A 19,571-nucleotide genomic window follows, 5' to 3' on the forward strand; every position below is an offset into this window, starting at 1 on the left:
TTAATTGTGATTGAATCGGCAAAACGGGCTGCATTTAAACTGAAATTCAGTAGAATACCAGCCTTTATTTTTAAAATTTAATCTCCCATGTCAGTCATTGTTGCTGCTTCCCAACGGTCGAATATTTCGGTCTGGGCAGCTTTTATTTTGCTTATCATAGGTACAATCGGTGCCTATCAAATCGTAGGCTTAAATCAGGCCCTATTATTTTTGGTTGGTGGTGCACTGGGCATGACCCTGTACCATGCTTCATTTGGTTTTACTTCGAGCTGGCGTGTCTTTATCAAGGAACGTCGCGGCCGTGGTTTACGTGCGCAGATGATTATGCTGGCGCTGGCAGTTTTACTGTTCTTCCCCGCTTTAGGTGCAGGTGAATTGTTCGGCAACCCAGTCAAAGGCAATGTTAACCCCGTTTCCATGTCAGTCATGATTGGTGCCTTTATTTTCGGTATCGGTATGCAACTTGGTGGCGGCTGTGCATCCGGTACCCTTTATACCGTAGGTGGTGGTAGCGCACGTATGCTGGTGACGCTCTTGTTCTTCTGTATCGGGTCAGTGATTGCGACCTCGCACCTTGACTGGTGGTTTGCCCTTCCGCATCTTAAACCCATTTCTCTAGTAGAAAGTTTAGGCGTCCTCCCTGGATTGCTGTTGAGCTTTATCGTTTTTGCCATCATTGCTGCGGCGACTGTTTATTTCGAAAAGAAACGTCATGGCAGCCTGGAAATTGAGCCACGCAGTGAATATCAGGGCTGGAAGCGCTTTATTCGTGGTCCATGGCCTTTGATTTGGGGCGGTATTATCCTGACCTTACTCAACTTTGCTACTTTGGCACTGGCAGGTCGTCCTTGGGGCGTGACCTCTGCACTGGCTGTGTGGGGTGCCAAAGGTGCAAGTCTTGTAGGTGTTGATGTAGCCTCTTGGGATTATTGGCAAAGAGCAGGCAATGCCAAAGCACTGGCAGAATCATTATGGTTTGATATTACCTCAATGATGAACTTCGGTATCATGCTGGGTGCTTTGTTGGCGGCGAGTCTGGCAGGTAAATTTGCGCCGAATTTCAATATTCCAAAACGTTCACTGATTGCTGCTGTTGTAGGTGGCATAATGCTGGGTTACGGCGCACGCTTAGCTTATGGTTGTAATATCGGTGCATATTTCAGTGGAATTGCGTCGGGTAGTCTGCATGGCTGGTTATGGCTGGTCTTCGCTTTTATTGGTAACGGGATCGGGGTAAAACTTCGTCCGATTTTCTTCCCGGATGAAAAACCGCAGTCTGAAAAACTGACCGGTTGCTAATGCTTAAAATCAAAAAAGCCCATCTGTGATGGGCTTTTTTCTGGCTTTAGGATTTACAGCGCAGCTTTTAAATTACAGCCATAACCCATGGTCTGCTGAACCTGACGATAAGTCGTATAACGATCCAGAATAAAGGTATAAAAATGATCAGCATCAGAGAAATTAGCTTTTAAATTTTCATTCTTGGCATTGGGCAATTTAATGTCATCGACCAGTTTCAGATTGTAATGTCCCAAACGGTACATATCGGAAAAATAACTATTCATCATATTGCAATAGGCGACTTTACTGGGTTTTAATGCAGTACTGCTGACAAGATGCTGGTTCAAGCTTTGCAGATTATTGACATCTAAAGGAAACTGGTGCGCGAAAGCAATGCTTTCGACTTTCTTAAATTTCTGAAAGTCTTGGGCTAACTGGACATTGAGTGCATCAAAACGTTGCTGCAGTTCCTCTGCAGTCTGAACCTGATATTTGACTGGATCTACGACCGGTTTTTGTGGTTGTTCCGAACATGCAGTTAATCCAGTGAGCAGCGCTAATGACGTTAGCCATACCTTCATGTTTATACACTCAATTTAAATATACCAACACTTATTATGCCTGAAAGCAGTTTGATGTACTGTTTAAAGTATTTTCTCATTCATATAACGCCAGTAGCGCTTTGGCACATATTGAATATGCAATTTCATGTTCTTGCGCGCCTGAATATTCACACTGTTGAAATAATCTTTCCAGAGCTGATCATATAGCAGCTCTTGATCATCCAATTCAATACTGAATGACTGACTATGACCAATCCGGATTTGTGGATCAATTATTTCAGCGTTCATCTCGACCTGATGCATTTGCCTTAAATCATAATAAATACCGTAATTACGCTGCTCGTCATAAATCAGCCAGCTTTGATCCTGATAACGCTCCTGAAAATGTCGGGAAATAATCGGCAAGACATTAAAATCCGGTCTGACCAGACTCAGAAACAAACCATCTTTGGCTTTTTTAAAGCGTACAAAAGCCTCCATACGATGCTTTTCCCGCCCCACTTGCTTGGCCCATTGCGACATGCCGATCACCGCAGTATGACCATAATCTTTATCGACTGGACGCTGGTTTTGAAAGACATAGACTGCAAAATCAAAAAGAGTCTGGAACGCTGCTTCCTGCTCTGACAAAAACGTATAGTAAAAAGCACGCAAACTGCTGGAAGATACTTTCTGCTTTAATCCCTGCCACACCCGCTGCCCATGCTGATCATTAGAGGCCACATGGATAAATTCATCAAATAAACCTGTTTGTGCTTGAGGATTGGCCGTCACTATCACGTTAAATTCTTTAAACTCGAAAGCACGAAATACACAACTGAGCAGACCAGTCATGCTGCCATCAAAACAGTAACTTGCCACTAGAAACCCAATCCTAATTGAGGTGAAAGTTGCTGCTGATATTTGGATTGTCCTGACATCAAAATTTGCTGGCGAATCTGATGGGACTGCTGATCTTTCTTAAATTTCGGTGTATCTGCACAGCGGATAAAATGCTGCGCCCGGTTATAAGCCACGCCCATGCGTTTTAGCTGGTCAATATGAATCTGTCCAAAACGGCGGGCCTGTACAATTTTCTGGGCAGAACGTACACCTATACCGGGTACCCGTAGAATCATTTTATAGTCGGCACGGTTAATATCGACTGGAAAGGCTTCAGGATGACGCAAGGCCCAACTGAGTTTGGGATCAATATCCAGCTCCAGATTCGGATGCTGCTCATCGACAATTTCATCAGCAGCAAAGCCATAAAAACGCATTAGCCAGTCAGATTGATACAGACGATTTTCTCTTAATAATGGTGGTGCTGAGCCAATGGCGGGTAAGGCTTTCTCTTCAGGGTTAATCGGAATATAACCAGAGAAATACACCCGTTTCAGCTTGAATTCCTTATAATGCCGATCAGCCATTAAAATAATGTCCTGATCGGTTTCACTATGCGCGCCCACCACCATCTGTGTGGTTTGTCCGGCAGGTACAAATTTTGGAACGGACTTGATCAGCTTGCGTTCATCTTTGAGCTGGATCAACCGGTCGCGTACAATGCCCAAGTCTTTTTGTACTTCGGCATGGGTTTTCTCAGGCGCAAATTTTTGCAGTCCCGCTTCCGTCGGCATTTCAAGATTAATACTCATACGGTCGACATACAGTCCGGCTTCGGTAATGATCTCCTGTGATGCACCCGGAATAGTTTTCAGATGGATATAGCCATTAAAGTTTTCTTCGAGTCTAAGTTTTTTGACCACCTGTAGCATCCGTTCCATGGTGTGATCGGCCGATTTAAAAATTCCCGAACTGAGAAACAGCCCCTCAATATAATTACGCCGATAAAAATTCATGGTCAGATCGACGACTTCCTGCACGGTAAATGCTGCACGCTGGACGTCATTGGAACGGCGCGAAACACAATAGGAACAGTCAAAAATACAGACATTAGAGAACAGAATTTTCAATAAGGACACACAGCGGCCATCTTCGGTATAACTATGACAGATACCACTCCCGGTATTGCCCACACCCTTGTCTTTATTTTTACGGGTGCTACCACTAGATGAACAAGACACATCATACTTCGCAGCATCGGCTAAAATTTGCAGTTTTTCACGGATACGATCAGACATGAGCTCAGAGAATATGTGACCAAAAAGCTATTATAAAGTGTTCAATTCTAGGCTAATAAAAGTTCTATCTTCTTGGCGACGTAGCGTGTCGCAAGAAATGTAAATAACACGTAACCCATGCTGCAGTATTTCAAAATAAAATAACCAATATGATTTGCTTAATTTTGTGCTCAAAGGCAAAGTAAAAGCATAACAAGGAGCAAATCTATGTCTTTATTAGAAAATCTCGGAATTAAACATCCTATTTTCTTGGCACCGATGGCAGGTGTCTCTACGCCCGAGCTTGCTGCCGAAGTGTCCAATCAGGGCGGCTTGGGTTCACTGGGTCTGGGGGCCAGCAGTATCGAGGCTGCACGAGAACAGATTTTAAAGACCCAGGAACTGACAGATTGCCCTTTTCAGGTTAATTTTTTCTGTCATGAGAGTGTACCTGTAGATGAGGCTGTAGCGCAGGCATGGATTGCACAATTTAAAGATAAATTTGCCGAATATGGCGCTCAGGCACCGGATCATTTGGAATGCATTTATCCGAGTTTTAAAGACAATGATAACTTCCTGAATCTGGTATTAGAAACCAAACCGCGAGCAGTCAGCTTTCATTTTGGGATTCCGCATCCGCATCAGATTCAAGCCTTAAAACAGGCCGGGATTCTGACCATGGTGTCTGCCACCAATTTTGCCGAAGCTAAAGCTATTGAAGCGGCCGGAATTGATATCATTATTGCGCAGGGTATTGAGGCTGGTGGCCATCGCGGGATTTTTAGCACCAAGTTTGATGCTTCAGTCAAAACCTCCAATCTGGTGAAGCTGATCAAACAGCATTCTTCCTTGCCGATTGTAGCGGCAGGCGGGATTATGACGGGTGAGCAAGCGCGTCAAATGATGGATTTCGGTGCAGATGCCGTGCAACTTGGGACTGCATTTGTGCAGTGTAAATCTTCTAATGCCAATGATGCCTATCGTAAAGCCTTATTTTCCAAGCCACTCACTCAGGTGAGTGCCAGTATTTCCGGTCGTCCTGCACGTGGCATTATTAACCACTGGCATATTGAGGTGGATACACCCGATCGGCTGGATGTTCCCGCTTATCCATATACTTATGATCTGGCCAAGCAATTACATGCTGCTGCTGCCAAACATGGGGATCAAGGTTATGGTGCATTCTGGGCAGGTTCGAACGTGGCACAGATTCGTGAAATGGAAGCTTCCGATCTGATTAACCAGCTCATACTGGAAATGAAGCATCTTTAATACTTGAATCATAAAAAAACCTCTCCACATGGAGAGGTTTTTAATTTATCTAGAATTAGCGTGTGACACGATGCCAGGCATCTTTAACTGCAAATTTCGCTTCTTCCCAGTTGAGGCGAGACTCACCTTTTAACTGTTCCCACTTGGTACGCAGTTCAGGTTCGGCACGGTCAAAATCCGTATCATGCTCATACATCGGACGATTTTCATAACCAACCCGGTAAGCACCACGATAATCACGATCATAATCTAGATCGCCATATGTGCTACGCGTTTCATTGAAATACGGGCGATTATGATACTCATCTCTCCAGTAATTATCTTCTGCTCTCAAATGATCTGGATGTCGATAGTTATCTGCCTCAGGAAAGTTCTCTGGGTGCTGGTAATTATCTGCCTGTTTCTCATGATCAGGTGTCGCAATGTCATTACCTGCAATACCGCCAACAACACCACCGATAATACCACCCACCACTGCACCTGGAGGGCCACCTACCAGACCTGCAACTGCGCCTACCGCAGCTCCACCCAAAGTACCGGCACTGGTCGCAGCCAGATTATCTTCACCTTCATTCATGTCTGGAACACGAGGATTATCTTTCACGGGTGTATTCAAATCTGGACGTGCATTAGTATCAGTCGGATTGATATTCAGGCCTTCACTGCGTTCTTGTGGCAATTCCGTTGACGTTTTATGGCTAAACTCTGTGACTGGACGATTGGTATTTGTCATTACAGATCTCCCTCAATGATGACGATAAACAAGATGGATCACATCTGGTTTATATCTGGATAGGTTCATCATAGAGGAAGCTTGAGTAAGCAATGTCCAAGTCCTGTCCAGTTTAAGTGAACAAACTGTGCTGCTATGTATTAGACAGGCTGAAGTGTAAACAAAATGCAAAAATCAGCCTGCTCAAGATAAAAAAGGTAGGGATTTCATGCAAAAAATATTACATGATTCGCTGAATTTTGCCCGTCATTACTTGGTTTCCAGTAAATTCACCTGCTCGACCTGTACATCAGTCATGGTTAAACCATGTTCTAGCAGTGCATTAAAATAATCTTCTACCACACGATACTGGTCAGCGGTATTTTCTACCTGATACATGCTTTGACGAAACTCGTTACTGGAACGCAGTCCTTTGGTGTACCAGGCAATATGTTTACGGGAAATTCGGCAGCCGGAATACTCGCCGTAAAATTCGTATAATTCTGTCAAATGTCCCAGCAGTACATCTTTAACTTCTGTAATACTTGGTGCGTCAAGATGTTGACCAGTTTTTAAATAATGGGCAATTTCACGAAAAATCCAGGGGCGACCTTGTGCTGCACGACCAATCATAATTGCGTCTGCACCGGTATAATCCAGCACGTATTTGGCTTTTTCCGGACTGTCGATATCACCGTTGGCAATCACAGGAATCTTCAACATTTCCTTTACGTCTTTGATTAAAGAATAACGCGCGGTATTCAGGTACATATCTTCACGGGTACGGCCATGTAAAGCTAGCGCTGCAATTCCGGCTTGTTCAGCACATTTAGCGACACGCATAATATTTTCCTGACCGTTCAAATAACCAAGACGGGTTTTTAAGGTCACTGGCACATCAACTGCAGCCACAACTGCATCCAGAATACGCGCAACTAGATCTTCATCCTGCAATAAAGCAGAACCGGCGAGTCGGTTACAGACCTTTTTGGCTGGGCAGCCCATATTAATATCAACAATTTGCGCACCATTGGCCACCTGATAACGTGCCGCTTCAGCCAGATCATGGGGATCTGAACCAGCAATCTGCGCTGAAATCGGTGCCAGCTCTCCATCAAAATTGGCACGATATAAGCTCTTTTTACTCATGCGCAAAGTTTTGTCAGATGTCATCATTTCACTGACCGCATGGCCTGCACCAAAGTATTTGCACAAGGTTCTAAACGGACGATCGGTCACACCTGCCATGGGAGCGACAATCAAATTGTTTGACAGTTGATATGGACCAATATACATATAAATTCATCACTTTTTTGATGGGCATAGTATACTGCATCTGCCTTATTCGCTCATCTTTTCAATTAATTTACGACACCATGAATAAAACTTTCGCTTCTTGTTTTTCTTTTAAGTCATTGTCTGTACTTGTACTTTCTCTGGGTCTTGCCGGTTGTGGCAATGGTTCATGGTGGTCAAAAGATGATGAACCGACACTTGAAGTTGAACATATTCGCAAAGCTATTCCAAACCGTGTCAACCAACGTGAGTCTTGGGCACAAGATATTTATGACATTACCGAACAGCTCGGCATTCCTCAGACCAAGGAAAATGTTTGTACGATTGTGGCAGTGGTTGATCAGGAATCTAACTTTGTTGCAGATCCTACTGTTCCGGGTTTGGGTGAAAAGGCGGTTAAGGAAGTCCAAGGTCGCCTTGATGAAAAATTCAAAGATAAGCTTGGTCAAGCAATTGGTGGCACAGTTGCAGGATATTTCCAGGAAGTTCTCAAGAACCATCCGAGTCCTGAAGACAACTACTTAAGCCAGATGCGCCGGGTCAAAACCGAACGTGAACTCGACGAATTATATCGTGAAATATTTGATTATATGTCAAAGCATTATCATGTTAGCGCCCTGACTGGTGCTGCCAAACTGGTCGGCCAGAATATTGGCGAGAAAATGAATCCAATTACCACCTTGGGTTCAATGCAGGTACATATCAGCTATGCGAAAGAACATAAACGCCAAGGCGGCAATATCGCAGAGTTACGTACCGATCTCTACAGTCAATATGGCGGTCTGTATTATGGGATTCATCGCCTGATGATGTATCCGGCGGATTATGACAAGCCAATTTATCGTTTTGCGGACTATAACTCGGGCATGTATTCCAGTCGAAATGCCGCTTTTCAGAGCATGTTAAATGATTTAACTGAAGCCGAACTTGATCTGGATGGCGACTTATTGCTCTATACTAAAGATGGCGCGATCCGTTCGCAGAAGAGTCAATCTGAGCGTGAGTTAATCAGTGTTTTTGCCAAAAATAATTTTATTATCACTGAACGTCAAATCCGAGCTGATTTAAAGAAAGAAAAAGATAAAGACTTTGAAGATACGATGACTTATCGTGGTGTCAGCAAGCTTTATCAGGAAAAAACGGGTAAAGATCCTATCTATGCCATTATGCCTGAAGTGGTCATTTCCGGACCAAAATTAAGTCGTGATTATAATACTAACTGGTTTGCTACCCGCGTCGATGGTCGATATCAAACATGCATGCGCAAAATCAAAAATCTAAAACTCTAGCCTTATTTGATTTTGATGGAACCCTGTATCTACATGATAGCTTTACCGGGTTCATTTTCCATGCCTTAAGAAAACGGTATATTGTGAAACGCGGCATGCAAATTTTGCCATGGATACAGGCCTATTATTTAAATTTCTATCCGGCACACCGCATGCGACCCAAATTGTATGCCAGCATGTTTAAAAACAGTGATGCAGAGGAAATTCTGCAATTAGCTCAGGATTATGCACAACAACTAATATTCAAGTTGAATCCGAAATTATTAGAACAACTTAAACAGCATCAACAATTAGGACATGAAGTCGTGCTGGTATCAGCCTCATTGGATTTGTATCTTAAACCGGTGTGCAGTTATTTAAATATCGATTTAATCTGTAGCGAAGTTGAAATCAAAGCTGGGAAATTGACAGGGTTTTATCAAACTCCTGACTGTAGTAACACACAAAAGAAAATTAGAATTCTAGAAAAATATAATCTGGATAATTATGCTGAAATTTATGCTTATGGGAATAGCAAGGAAGATATAGAAATGCTCAGTCTGGCGCAGCAAAGCTATTTTGAGGGTCAAGATCAACAGCTTCCAAAAATTAATATTTCAGCTCATTCGATGCCATATTAGTCCTTTCCATTCTATCGGGTTAACCTACTAAACACCTTTAGACAACGCTATAAATGGCAGATTAACTTTTTACTTTATGCCTTGAAATCATCTTAAATAGCTTCGTAATCAGGGCTTTTACTTCCTGAAGTATTCGCCTCCTAGCTAAAAAAACCACTTCATTTGAAGTGGTTTTTTTAGCTTTAAGAAAAATTATTTCTTAAACGGAAATGCATATTTCACAATACGTTTGATCACACTACCGTACTGTTTTACCAAGCTGGCATTGTTATAGTTCAAACCATATTTTTCACAAACAGCCTGAACTTTCGGTGCCATTTGACGATAGCGACGTGCAGGTACATCAGGATACAAATGATGTTCAATCTGATGACTTAAATGACCCGTCAAGATATGAAACGCTTCAGAACCGGTCAGGTTGGATGAACCACGGATCTGACGCATATACCAGTGACCACGACTTTCATTTTGCAGTACCGATTTCGGGAATACTTCGACATCTTTGGTAAAGTGACCGCAGAAAATAATACTAAAGGTCCAGATATTACGCAGACCGTTGGCCACCATATTACCGGTCAAAACCGGTAAAGCCGCAGGACCTGCTATCAATGGAAAGAATACATAATCCTTAAACAACTGTTTACCAATTTTGCTCTGCATTGGACGCCATTCTTCTTTGGTCTGCTCTTTGCTTTTGCGACCTTTGAAGTATTTACCCAATTCAAGATTCTGAATCGCAACGCCCCACTGGAACAATAAACAGAATGGCACTGCATAAATCGGTTGCAATAAATAACCCGGTTTCCAGCGCTGTTCCGGGAACAAGCGTAATAGACCATAACCGATATCATCATCCATACCCTTAATATTGGTATAAGTATGATGCTTAAAGTTATGGGTTTGACGCCAGTTGTCTGAAGTCCCTACAATATCCCATTCATAGGTCTGACCATTCAATTTAGGATCATTCATCCAGTCATATTGACCGTGCATGACGTTATGACCCAGTTCCATATTTTCCATGATTTTGGCAAAGCCCAACAGGCCTGTCCCCAACAACCACGCTGGCGGGAACCAGCCTGCAAACAGCAAAGCACGACCGGCAATCGATGAATAGCGAATGGTTGAATAGACACGACGGATATATTTGGCGTCTTTTTCACCCAGATCATCTAGCACTTCTTGTTTAATTGCATCAAGTTCACGTGCAAGTTCATCGAGTTCTACTTGTGATAATTCACGGTTTTTAGGATTTTTAAAATATTGAAATTTTACTGGCATATTCATAGGATAAAACTCGCTTATAGGTCGATGACTAGATCAGTCTGCGCTGAGTTAACACAAATTTTGAGCAGATTACCTGGCTCAGTATTTCGTGCGCCGTTTACCAAATTCTTGGTCGAACCTTCCACTTTATTGCAGGCGCATTTATTACAAATGCCCATACGGCAACCATGTGTCGGTTTGATATTTTGTTGTTCCAGACTCACCAAAATGGACTGGCCTTTTGGAATACTGACAATTTTTTTCGACTGAGTCAGGGTGACATTAATAAAGCCGATATCGGATTGATCCGCCAGACTCATGCTAAAGGCTTCACCCTTAAACTCTTTGGCTGAAGCAAACAGCTGCTCTGCAGTCGATACAAAACCTGACGGGCCGCAGCAATAGACCGTGCTATTTTCCAGATTTTGCAAATCTGTCAGATAAGTTTCATTCAGACGAGCTGCCGCAGCTTGTTCTTGCGTGGCATAAACATGAAATGAGAAATTTGCATGTTTCTGAGCAAGTTCTTCGAAACGTGCTTTAAATGCTGCATCTTGATGTTTTTTAACCCAGTACCACAAGCTCACTGGTGTTGATAATTCACCCTTTTTGCTCAGGCTTTCCAGCATGCTCAGCATTGGGGTAATCCCGCTGCCTGCTGCAAGCAAGATCAGTGGACTCGCCTGCTGAGGCACAGTCATATCGCCATAAGGCTGACCAAATTCGATGACATCACCCACTTGCGCCTGCTCTGCAAACCAGGTGCTGACTTTACCGGCATGGACTTTTTTCACAGTCAATAACACATGCTGGGCATCTACATGGGTCAAACTATAGCTACGTTCATAACGGATGCCCTTCACCACCACATAGACCGGATGGTGTTGCCCCGCTTTACCAAACTTAAATAAACGATTCACTTGAATTTTCAGACTCAGCATATCCTGTGCAGCATTTTCCTTGTGCACAATCTTGCCCAATGGCTGATTCAACGACCATATCGGATTGAGTTTCTGAATCCAGAAATTAATCGCATGCTGATCGACGACACTGTCAGACAGTGCATTCAACGGCATTTTAAGTTTTTGGAGTACATGCATCGTTATCGACATCATCTTGAGGTTTTGAATTATTATACACATGTATATATATTTGTATATACATGTGTATTGTTTCCATTCATTTCACAAGCCTGTCGTGCTCGGTTATAATCAAACGATTCATGCATGAACCTATTGATGAACGAGCCTTCAATGAAAATAAGCAGTGACGCATCTCTACTACAATCGAAAAGCATTGATGAGCCGATTATCGTACGGAGTGTCGGTCGCAAGGCCACCATTACCAAAGAAGAACTGTTTCAGGCAGCATTAAACCTGATTGGTCCACAAAAAAGTATTGCATCGTTGAGCCTGCGCGAAGTCGCACGTGAGGCCGGTATTGCGCCAAACAGTTTCTATCGTCATTTTAAAGATATTGATGAGCTGGCCATTGAGCTGATTGATCGTGCCGGGATTGTATTACGTCAGATTCTGCATGAAGCACGCTTAAAAGCCTCCCGACAAAGCAGTATTATTCGTAGTTCGGTCGAAATTTTTATTGCTCAGCTGGATGCAGATGAAGGCAATTTAAGCCTGTTATTGCGTGAAGGTTATACCGGTTCAAAATCGTATAAACAGGCTGTAGAACGCCAGTTAAATTATTTTCAGCAGGAATTGCAGGATGATTTGATTCGTCTGGAACGCCTGAATAATAGAAAGTTATTACATGCCGATATTGCCGCCAAAGCCATTACTCAACTGGTGTTTAACATGGGGGCCAATGTCATTGACATGCCGGCTGAAGACCGCCAGGAAATTGCCGAACAGACCATGCTCATGATTCGGATGATTCTGGAAGGCGCTCGCCATCTGGAAGATTCGCAGCTGCGTTAATTTTCCGATTTGCATGAAGTAGTATAAAAAGAGACGTAATCAACGTCTCTTTTTTATGATGATTACAAAAGTGCGAGTTGGGCTTTGACCGCCTTTGCAGTGGCTTCCGGATACTCAAGCGGAAACATATGTCCGCCTTCGACCACTGAATAATTGATCCGATAAATCTTGTGCATGCCTTGCGGCAAACCCTGCTGATAAAACTGGCTCTGCTCTGCAGTCATCAGATGAATCGGCACTTCAGGTGGTCGTCTTGGCGTACGCCACCACCATGCCGGTACAGTCCGGAAAATCTCCGCTTCTACCTGTTTTAGAATGCTCAAAGTCACCCCACCGCGTTCAGGTTCTGGCTGAATGCCACTCTCGATATAATCAGCAAAACATTGCTCATCAAAATTGCTAAATAAGCGGTTTGATCTGAGTGCATCAACTGCGGCCTGTTTCGATGGCCAGTGATCCTTGCGTTTTAGCGTAATTCCTGCAGGTGTATAGCGATCGATACTTTTCAGATTCAGCTTTTTAACCAGTTCAAACATGGCGCTGTTTTTTCCAATAATAAATGGCGGATCCATAATTAACAGTTTGGAAAACAGTTCCGGACGTCGATACGCTGCCATCAAAGTCACCAGACCACCAAAGGAATGTCCAAGACCCACCACCTGCTGCTGAGGAAATTGCTGCTCGATATCTGCAATGACTTCATCGACCAGATAGCGCCAGTCTGGCGTAATCGGATATTGCGACTTCATGCCAATCAGGGGAATCGCTTTGACCTCATATTCTGGCTGGAAACAGTCCAGAAATTTCTGATAGGTTGCCGCAGGGATGCCATTGGCATGGGTAAAATGTAGGGCTTGTTTCATTATTTTCCAAACGCAGCGCGTATTCATCCTGAAATCATCGGATGAGCTTACTGATCTGAAAAGTCATGTGGCAGTGCCAAAATGCTCAAAGTATGACCTTAAAGTCATCTCTTCTTATTTTATTAAACGAATTTAAGATTTATTTCTGCGATACCGTCAAATGCTGCATGGCTAGAAAAGTTGCCCCGCAACTGGTCTTATCCCCCGCGATGACGATTGCCCGTCCTTTGACAGTAACAGATAAATCGCTGGAGATTGCGGTGACCATGGTCTGGCATTTGGGACAATAATGCTTCATGCCATTTAAATGTACGGCGATGCCATTCATAATCAAAGACGGCTCACTTCCCACCACAATACCACCGTGAGTGGTTTTGGCACCGAGACCAATAAAGGCTTTGGACATACTTTTTAGTTCTTGTTATTCAGTAGGCTGATTTTAAACACAAGAAAAATGACAGGCCAGTATTCCCCGACCAAAACAATATAAAAGCCGAATTTCGGCCATAAAAAAAAGCAGCCCGAAAGCTGCATTTTTTAATTGCTTAAAACTTAAGGCTTGACGACTACCATCACCTGGATTGCTTCCGGGGTCACAGATAAACCATCCAGTAGGCTGAGACCTTCTTTCTGCAACTTCTGTAAACGTGAAATTTCATCTTCACGGATACTTGGATTAAACTGTTTCAGATAGGTCAGACGGTCAATTTCATATTGCCATTTATTGCCATACACTTCTTTGGCTTGCTGCTTGAAGTTTGGCAATGCACTACGTGCCAGTTCAAGTGCTTGCTGATAACGTGCCTCAATCACATCACGACGTGCTTTCACTACCTGGCGGCAGCTGTTGCCATCTAAATGGTGTAGATACGGCTTCAGGATTTCTGGCGCAATTTTTTGTGAAAGATCCTGACCTTTCTCGCTTAATAACACACGAACCAATTGTTGCGGCAGGCTTGATGGCAAGTTCAATGCTTTCGGTGCAACCACATCGACCTTGAACCAGACTTCCAGCAATACCGAACCTTGTGGCAGTGCCGCAGATTTCAATACCGCAACGTTGGTGCTACCAAAGCCTTGAGTATTGATCATTTCCATCACACTTTCAGTGAATGGATGTTCCAGGGTCAGGTATTGCGCATCTTCGCGGATTTGTGCCTGATCACGATAGAAAGTGGCAGTGATGCCTTCTTCATCCAGCGTCAAACCTTGAACCTGCATTTGATCTGTTGGCTTGATGATCACGGTACCGTTACTTTGCTCGTCAAAGTCAATATTCGTGGACGCCATAAAGCGTTTCATGAAGATCGGCAAAGTAGTATTGTCATCATAGTCTTCAAGTGCGTTGACAATTTCCTGTGCTACCACCGGACGGCAAGAGTTGTACTCTAGCAAACGGTCACGGCCTTCCTGCAATTCAGCTTCCAGCGCTTCACGTTGCACGCTGACTTCTTCCAGCAGGTCTTCAAACGCTTGACCTTTGTCTGCCAATAGACAGTCTTTCAAGCGAACAATAAAGTTTTCTTGCAAGGTTTGTGCAGTTGGGGAAATATTGCCGAAAATATTCAAGGCTTCGTTATACCAGCGGAACATACGTTCTTGCGCAGTTCCCACCAGATAAGGCACATGAATCTGAATCCGGTTTTCCTGACCGATACGATCTAAACGGCCAATACGCTGCTCTAAAACGTCCGGGTTGGCAGGAAGATCGAACAGAATTAAATCAGATGCAAACTGGAAGTTACGCCCTTCTGAACCAATTTCCGAACAAAGTAAAATCTGCGCGCCATACGAATCTTCAGCAAAATAAGCGGCAGCCTGATCACGCTCTAACAAGCTCATGCCTTCATGGAACATCGCGGTACGAATACCGGCATGTAAGCGAAGTACATTTTCCAGCGCTTCAACCACTGGCCCGCTACGCGCAATCAGTAAGACTTTCTTGTGTTTAAGATCGGTACGTAAACGCTCCATCAGCCACATCACGCGTGGATCGGCTTCCATCCATGCACCATCGAGCTGGGCTTCTTCAGGCCACATTTGCTCACGCAACTTACCATCTTTCGACCAGTGTTCCGGTGCTGGTAATGGTGCCGGCTGACAGTCACGACCCGGGAAGCCCTGAATGGCTTCACGCGTATTACGAAACAGGATACGACCGGTACCATGACGGTCTAAAAGTTCGTGAATGGCACGGAAACGCTGCTCAGGATGATCTTCAATTGAATGACCCAACAAGGCCTCAATCGCAGTCAAATGTTCTGCTTCAAGTGGCAGATTTGACATCAACACTTCTGCAATTTTAGCGGTGTGCTGATATTGCGCTTCTTCATCCAGGAAACGATCCAGCGAGTTAAAGCGCTGCGGATCGAGTAAACGCAGGCGTGCAAAGTGACTTTCTACCCCGAGCTGTTCCGGTGTTGCCGTCAATAACAATACGCCCGGCGTATGTTCAGCCAGTTCTTCGACCAGATCATAACGGTCATTACCGCCATCTTCTTCGCTCCACATCAAATGATGTGCTTCATCGACCACCAGCAAGTCGAAACCGGCTTCGAGCGCCTGTTCACGCAGATCTTCATGGTCGACCATCAAATCGACAGAGGCAATAATTTTTTGTTCGGTCAGGAATGGGTTTTGTTCAGGATCATGCTCTTTGATTGATGCAGTACGGGTCAAATCAAATAACGAGAACTCAAGATTGAAACGACGGCGCATCTCAATCATCCACTGATATTGCAGCGAATCTGGTACTAAAATCAGGATGCGTTCAGAACGGCCAGTTTTCAGCTGTTGATGGATAATCAAACCCGCTTCGATGGTTTTACCCAGACCGACTTCATCGGCCAGTAATACACGCGGAGCAAAACGCTGACCGACTTCATGCGCAATATACAACTGGTGCGGAATCAGGCCGACACGTGAACCGACCAAACCGCGCAGTGGACTGCTTTGCATATTGGCCTGCATCAGCAGCGCTTCAATGCGCAAGTCATACCATTCTTTATAATCGACCTGACTGGCCAATAAACGGTCTAGAGGCTTGGACAACTGGATGGTGGCACCAATGCGGGTTTCATTCAGCGATTTACGTTCTTCAGTCCCATCTTCCAGGGTACGAATGACGTGATAACGCACCACGCCATTGCGGTCTTCCACGGATTCTACAATCCATTTGGTTCCTTCCTGATCCTGTAATTCATCTTTCACATTAAATACGATACGAGATAAGGGTGCATTGCTACGTGCATAGACGCGAGTTTCATCGCTTTTCGGGAATAAAATGCTAACCGACCGCTCATCAACATCAATAAGAACGCCTAAACCGAGTTCTGTTTCAGTATCTGATAACCAACGTTGACCAATAGCAAATTGCTGCAATTTTTCCACCTTTATCTTAAGTACAAGATTATGAATATTAGGCTCAATCACGAAACGTCATTGGAGCAAAATTTCACACCTTCAAGCAATGTATTTTGACATAAAGCCCACTAAAAAGTGAGCATAATTCACGCCGATTCAAGAAGTATTTCCTAGAACGGCGCCGGACAATAAAATTCGACCAGCTGATCTGTTTGAGGATGATAAAAACTCAAACGTTCAGCATGTAAATGTAGACGCGAGCTGAGCTGTTGCTGTTCAGGTGTCGCATATAAGGTATCGCCGATAATCGGATGTCCCAGATATTGCATATGCACACGCAACTGATGCGAACGGCCGGTAATTGGCGTAAGTTTCACCCGAGTCACGGCTTGTCCCTGAATATTAAAGTGTTCGATCGCCTGCCAATGTGTGATGGCCGGCTTGTTATGTGCCGGATCTGCGATATGTAAGGGCGGACGGCTTGGGTCATATACCACGGGCACCTCAATGCTACCTTCACCTTCGAGTGTACCGGCAACCACGGCCTGATAGGTTTTGTCGGTCTGGCGTTCCTGAAACTGGCGGGAAATGGTTTTTTGTCCCCATTTTGTGAGACCAAACACGAGAATGCCGGAAGTATCGCGATCCAGTCGATGAATCAGTAAGGTTTTTGGTTCTATTTTTAATAATCGGTTAATCAGGCAATCTTGTAAATCTTCTGTTTTACCGGGAACTGTGAGTAAACCTGCAGGTTTGTGGATGACCATGAAATCGTCATCACGATGTATCAGATGTTCGGTTAGAAAATTACTCAAAGTTCAATCCCAGGCTGATCGCGAAAAACAAGGCGGCAATGATAGAAAGCTTAGCTCATAATTACAATGCGCATTTATGTAAATGGCGATGAAATTTCCGATTTAGTTCATAAAAATGCTCAATCGCAGCACATCAACCTGAGGATTTTAAAATGAAGCCTGCCAATTCATGCAAAGACGAATGCTTTAGCACATCTTCATAACGGATATTCGCACCATGTGCACGCCATATACCGATCAGACTCACCATCGCTACCGAATCCAGACCATAATTTTTTAAGTCGACATAGGGATCAATTTCCAAAGCATCCATATCCAGCTGTTCTGCGACGGCCAACATAATGCCTTTGGTCGACAATACATATTCGGAAGATGCGCTTAAATCCCATAAGCGAGTCAGGCTATAGGTATTTAAGTGATGTATCCCCTGTGCCGAAATATTTTCAATCCACTGAATATGCTGATCTTGATTTGATAATAAAATTGCATCATCAACTACACAGATTTGCTCGGTGACACTTTGCAGATGCGGTAAAATCTGTTTCAGCATTGGTGTGACCTGCCCGGCAAAAATTAGCTGCGGATGCGTTGAGGCATATTCTCCCAATTGCTGCATGCCTTGCATCAAATCATCACCGTACAAATCAACAATCGGAATATCCAGCGCTTTGGCTTTATTGGTTAGTTGAATCAAATTCCCCATGAGTCCACTCTCTTGTATGCCCTGTTGCATACGCAAGTTTTGCAATCCAACTAAAACCAAAACAGATTGTGTTGAGGACAGCTGCCATTTAGCTTGGGATGGAGCAAGTTGGATTTTTTTGGGCATAGAGTACAGCATGGGAGGCTCTTATAAATACAAAATAGCATGATGATTCATGCTATTTTAGTTTAGCATTATTTGAAAAAACACTTTGATTTCACAGATGATTATTGTTCTAATTTCGTATAATCGCCATTATATTAAATATGCCTAGAGTTGATTAACGCGACTATCCTAAAAATAGGGTGATTTAGCCAAATAAGGACTAAATGCTAAAACTAACATAAGCAAAAGAGGAGTATCTGAGGCACTAAAAATCACTCTGCCCAATGAGTCCACTCAAAAATTTTCTTCGGGTCATCAATTTCATAAATTCGCCACTTCTTATCTAAAAAACCTAATGGAAAAACCTCATTCGATATATCGTTTTGAATAAAGTGGTTAAGAATATAAATGCTTGAATTAAGAATATCTAATACGTTATTTGATAACATTTTTTTGTATTTTCAATGCTATTTTTCTTTTTTGAATGAATAATTTCATTTCTAAGGGTTTCTAATTCTTTAAACATTGACCAATACTTGATTTGCTTAGGTGATTCACAGTTCAAAATATTTGGAATAATTTCAGTGAGTTTTTCTGAAGTTGGTATCCATTTTTCAATTTGAGAAATTTCATAGACCTCTTGAATACCTTTTGAGTTTGTTTTTTTATAAACGAAGTCATTAGGGATTGTGGCGTTGCAAAATGCTTCAACTGCTTTATAAGAAAAAACAGATGCTATTTGTATTTGTTCAATTATTTGTATTTGTTCAATATAGTCATAAAATAACGAGACATTTTCACTATAAAAATCTTTATTCTTTTCCATATCTTTTTTAAGTTTTTCTAGTAGATTTTCAGCTTCATCTCTAGCTTTAGTAAATATATTCAATGATAGTCCGATCTCATTAGGAAGCGATAAATTGATCTCTTTATTATCAATTTTTAAATCTAACATTCTCTGTAAAAAAACCAATTGATCGTTTTTTTTTAACATTATAAATTAAGGGTTTTGAGCACCTAATATCTGGAATTTTGTAAGAGCCGAAACCTGTCTCAGATTTAGAGTAGCTGTTCACAACATGAACACATACCATTTGTAAATTTACTAAAGCTACGTTCATAAAAATTCCTTCAAAATCATTTTTTTATAGTTATAGATAAGAATTGAGCGAGTGTCTACGAGCGATGACTGCTTCTGTCGCATTTGAAAATTAAGTTTTCCTAAAATTAATATAATACATGTTATATGAAATCCTCTGTAAATTTCATTTTAAAACAAACTCTTATATTGGTGTAAAAAGCCCAATCATTAGCGATTGGGCTTTTTAGCTGACATTTCACATTCCACGCTTCATTTTGGAACATCTTTGGATGATTTTATTAAATTGAG

General features: G+C 42.9%; 18 protein-coding genes. 5 read left to right on the forward strand and 13 right to left on the reverse strand.

The features are described 5' to 3' along the window. Positions 1-87 precede the first annotated feature (87 nt). The gene (locus J7649_RS04755) at positions 88-1,299 is read left to right on the forward strand and encodes a YeeE/YedE family protein (protein WP_219309601.1); all 1,212 of its coding nucleotides are present in this window, start codon (positions 88-90) and stop codon (positions 1,297-1,299) included. Positions 1,300-1,352: 53 nt separating this feature from the next. Here J7649_RS04755 and J7649_RS04760 read toward each other — a convergent pair whose 3' ends face one another. From J7649_RS04760 to J7649_RS04770, 3 genes are all read right to left on the reverse strand, one after another. Then, positions 1,353-1,862 (reverse strand): hypothetical protein, encoded by a 510-nt coding sequence (locus tag J7649_RS04760; protein ID WP_219309603.1) that lies wholly within the window; start codon positions 1,860-1,862, stop codon positions 1,353-1,355. 63 nt (positions 1,863-1,925) lie between these two features. Next, positions 1,926-2,705 carry a TIGR03915 family putative DNA repair protein gene (locus J7649_RS04765; protein ID WP_195724851.1) on the reverse strand — a complete coding sequence of 260 codons (780 nt, stop codon included), beginning with the start codon at positions 2,703-2,705 and terminating at the stop codon, positions 1,926-1,928. After that, on the reverse strand, positions 2,705-3,964 hold the full coding sequence (locus tag J7649_RS04770; RefSeq protein ID WP_219309605.1) for a putative DNA modification/repair radical SAM protein: 1,260 nt from the start codon (positions 3,962-3,964) through the stop codon (positions 2,705-2,707). Before J7649_RS04770 ends, J7649_RS04765 begins: the two co-directional genes overlap by 1 nt. Positions 3,965-4,171: 207 nt before the next feature. Here J7649_RS04770 and J7649_RS04775 point away from each other — a divergent pair, with 207 nt between their 5' ends. Further along, on the forward strand, positions 4,172-5,215 hold the full coding sequence (locus J7649_RS04775; protein ID WP_004729892.1) for an NAD(P)H-dependent flavin oxidoreductase: 1,044 nt from the start codon (positions 4,172-4,174) through the stop codon (positions 5,213-5,215). 55 nt (positions 5,216-5,270) lie between these two features. On the opposite strand, the gene J7649_RS04780 is transcribed toward J7649_RS04775, so the two are convergent. Together J7649_RS04780 and dusB are read right to left on the reverse strand one after the other, a co-directional pair. Beyond that, complete coding sequence (locus J7649_RS04780; protein ID WP_004729893.1) at positions 5,271-5,948, reverse strand: hypothetical protein; 678 nt, start codon at positions 5,946-5,948, stop codon at positions 5,271-5,273. 249 nt (positions 5,949-6,197) lie between these two features. After that, the gene (dusB, locus tag J7649_RS04785) at positions 6,198-7,223 is read right to left on the reverse strand and encodes a tRNA dihydrouridine synthase DusB (protein ID WP_219309607.1); all 1,026 of its coding nucleotides are present in this window, start codon (positions 7,221-7,223) and stop codon (positions 6,198-6,200) included. Between the two features lie 80 nt (positions 7,224-7,303). Here dusB and J7649_RS04790 point away from each other — a divergent pair, with 80 nt between their 5' ends. Both J7649_RS04790 and J7649_RS04795 read left to right on the forward strand, forming a co-directional pair. Continuing rightward, entirely contained in the window at positions 7,304-8,512 is a 1,209-nt protein-coding gene (locus J7649_RS04790) for a DUF1615 family protein (protein WP_004646653.1), read from the forward strand. Continuing rightward, on the forward strand, positions 8,479-9,132 hold the full coding sequence (locus J7649_RS04795) for an HAD family hydrolase (protein WP_219309609.1): 654 nt from the start codon (positions 8,479-8,481) through the stop codon (positions 9,130-9,132). Before J7649_RS04790 ends, J7649_RS04795 begins: the two co-directional genes overlap by 34 nt. Before the next feature lie 192 nt (positions 9,133-9,324). On the opposite strand, the gene J7649_RS04800 is transcribed toward J7649_RS04795, so the two are convergent. Both J7649_RS04800 and J7649_RS04805 read right to left on the reverse strand, forming a co-directional pair. Further along, positions 9,325-10,419 carry a fatty acid desaturase family protein gene (locus tag J7649_RS04800; RefSeq protein WP_219309611.1) on the reverse strand — a complete coding sequence of 365 codons (1,095 nt, stop codon included), beginning with the start codon at positions 10,417-10,419 and terminating at the stop codon, positions 9,325-9,327. A 14-nt stretch (positions 10,420-10,433) separates the two neighbouring features. Continuing rightward, positions 10,434-11,498 (reverse strand): flavin reductase family protein, encoded by a 1,065-nt coding sequence (locus J7649_RS04805; protein ID WP_034608544.1) that lies wholly within the window; start codon positions 11,496-11,498, stop codon positions 10,434-10,436. 153 nt (positions 11,499-11,651) lie between these two features. Between J7649_RS04805 and fabR the strand changes: the two genes are divergently transcribed. Next, on the forward strand, positions 11,652-12,332 hold the full coding sequence (gene fabR, locus J7649_RS04810) for an HTH-type transcriptional repressor FabR (protein WP_005096625.1): 681 nt from the start codon (positions 11,652-11,654) through the stop codon (positions 12,330-12,332). Positions 12,333-12,394: 62 nt separating this feature from the next. On the opposite strand, the gene J7649_RS04815 is transcribed toward fabR, so the two are convergent. The 6 genes from J7649_RS04815 to J7649_RS04840 all read right to left on the reverse strand — a co-directional run bounded on the left by J7649_RS04815 (position 12,395) and on the right by J7649_RS04840 (position 19,136). Beyond that, positions 12,395-13,195, reverse strand: a complete 801-nt coding sequence (locus tag J7649_RS04815) for an alpha/beta fold hydrolase (RefSeq protein WP_219309613.1) — start codon at positions 13,193-13,195, stop codon at positions 12,395-12,397. 139 nt (positions 13,196-13,334) lie between these two features. Further along, a complete protein-coding gene (locus J7649_RS04820) occupies positions 13,335-13,601 on the reverse strand; it encodes a PAAR domain-containing protein (RefSeq protein ID WP_219309615.1) in 267 nt (88 codons plus the stop codon). Between the two features lie 146 nt (positions 13,602-13,747). Beyond that, positions 13,748-16,585, reverse strand: a complete 2,838-nt coding sequence (rapA, locus tag J7649_RS04825; RefSeq protein ID WP_100328729.1) for an RNA polymerase-associated protein RapA — start codon at positions 16,583-16,585, stop codon at positions 13,748-13,750. Between the two features lie 143 nt (positions 16,586-16,728). Continuing rightward, positions 16,729-17,373 (reverse strand): RluA family pseudouridine synthase, encoded by a 645-nt coding sequence (locus tag J7649_RS04830; RefSeq protein ID WP_005171496.1) that lies wholly within the window; start codon positions 17,371-17,373, stop codon positions 16,729-16,731. 133 nt (positions 17,374-17,506) lie between these two features. After that, on the reverse strand, positions 17,507-18,214 hold the full coding sequence (locus J7649_RS04835; protein WP_219309617.1) for a phosphopantetheine-binding protein: 708 nt from the start codon (positions 18,212-18,214) through the stop codon (positions 17,507-17,509). A 394-nt stretch (positions 18,215-18,608) separates the two neighbouring features. Further along, positions 18,609-19,136: a hypothetical protein gene (locus tag J7649_RS04840; protein ID WP_219309620.1), complete on the reverse strand. Its 528-nt coding sequence runs from the start codon at positions 19,134-19,136 to the stop codon at positions 18,609-18,611. Positions 19,137-19,571 lie beyond the last annotated feature (435 nt).

The organism is Acinetobacter lwoffii (assembly GCF_019343495.1).
Taxonomy (GTDB): domain Bacteria; phylum Pseudomonadota; class Gammaproteobacteria; order Pseudomonadales; family Moraxellaceae; genus Acinetobacter; species Acinetobacter lwoffii_P.

Excerpts from the sequence above, each read along its gene's own strand:
- J7649_RS04755 (WP_219309601.1), top strand. The coding sequence starts at position 88 with ATGTCAGTCATTGTTGCTGCTTCCCAACGGTCGAATATTTCGGTCTGG.
- J7649_RS04760 (WP_219309603.1), bottom strand. The coding sequence starts at position 1,862 with ATGAAGGTATGGCTAACGTCATTAGCGCTGCTCACTGGATTAACTGCA.
- J7649_RS04770 (WP_219309605.1), bottom strand. The coding sequence starts at position 3,964 with ATGTCTGATCGTATCCGTGAAAAACTGCAAATTTTAGCCGATGCTGCG.
- J7649_RS04775 (WP_004729892.1), top strand. The coding sequence starts at position 4,172 with ATGTCTTTATTAGAAAATCTCGGAATTAAACATCCTATTTTCTTGGCA.
- J7649_RS04780 (WP_004729893.1), bottom strand. The coding sequence starts at position 5,948 with ATGACAAATACCAATCGTCCAGTCACAGAGTTTAGCCATAAAACGTCA.
- dusB (WP_219309607.1), bottom strand. The coding sequence starts at position 7,223 with ATGTATATTGGTCCATATCAACTGTCAAACAATTTGATTGTCGCTCCC.
- J7649_RS04790 (WP_004646653.1), top strand. The coding sequence starts at position 7,304 with ATGAATAAAACTTTCGCTTCTTGTTTTTCTTTTAAGTCATTGTCTGTA.
- J7649_RS04795 (WP_219309609.1), top strand. The coding sequence starts at position 8,479 with ATGCATGCGCAAAATCAAAAATCTAAAACTCTAGCCTTATTTGATTTT.
- J7649_RS04800 (WP_219309611.1), bottom strand. The coding sequence starts at position 10,419 with ATGAATATGCCAGTAAAATTTCAATATTTTAAAAATCCTAAAAACCGT.
- J7649_RS04805 (WP_034608544.1), bottom strand. The coding sequence starts at position 11,498 with ATGCATGTACTCCAAAAACTTAAAATGCCGTTGAATGCACTGTCTGAC.
- fabR (WP_005096625.1), top strand. The coding sequence starts at position 11,652 with ATGAAAATAAGCAGTGACGCATCTCTACTACAATCGAAAAGCATTGAT.
- J7649_RS04815 (WP_219309613.1), bottom strand. The coding sequence starts at position 13,195 with ATGAAACAAGCCCTACATTTTACCCATGCCAATGGCATCCCTGCGGCA.
- J7649_RS04820 (WP_219309615.1), bottom strand. The coding sequence starts at position 13,601 with ATGTCCAAAGCCTTTATTGGTCTCGGTGCCAAAACCACTCACGGTGGT.
- J7649_RS04835 (WP_219309617.1), bottom strand. The coding sequence starts at position 18,214 with ATGCTGTACTCTATGCCCAAAAAAATCCAACTTGCTCCATCCCAAGCT.
- J7649_RS04840 (WP_219309620.1), bottom strand. The coding sequence starts at position 19,136 with ATGTTAGATTTAAAAATTGATAATAAAGAGATCAATTTATCGCTTCCT.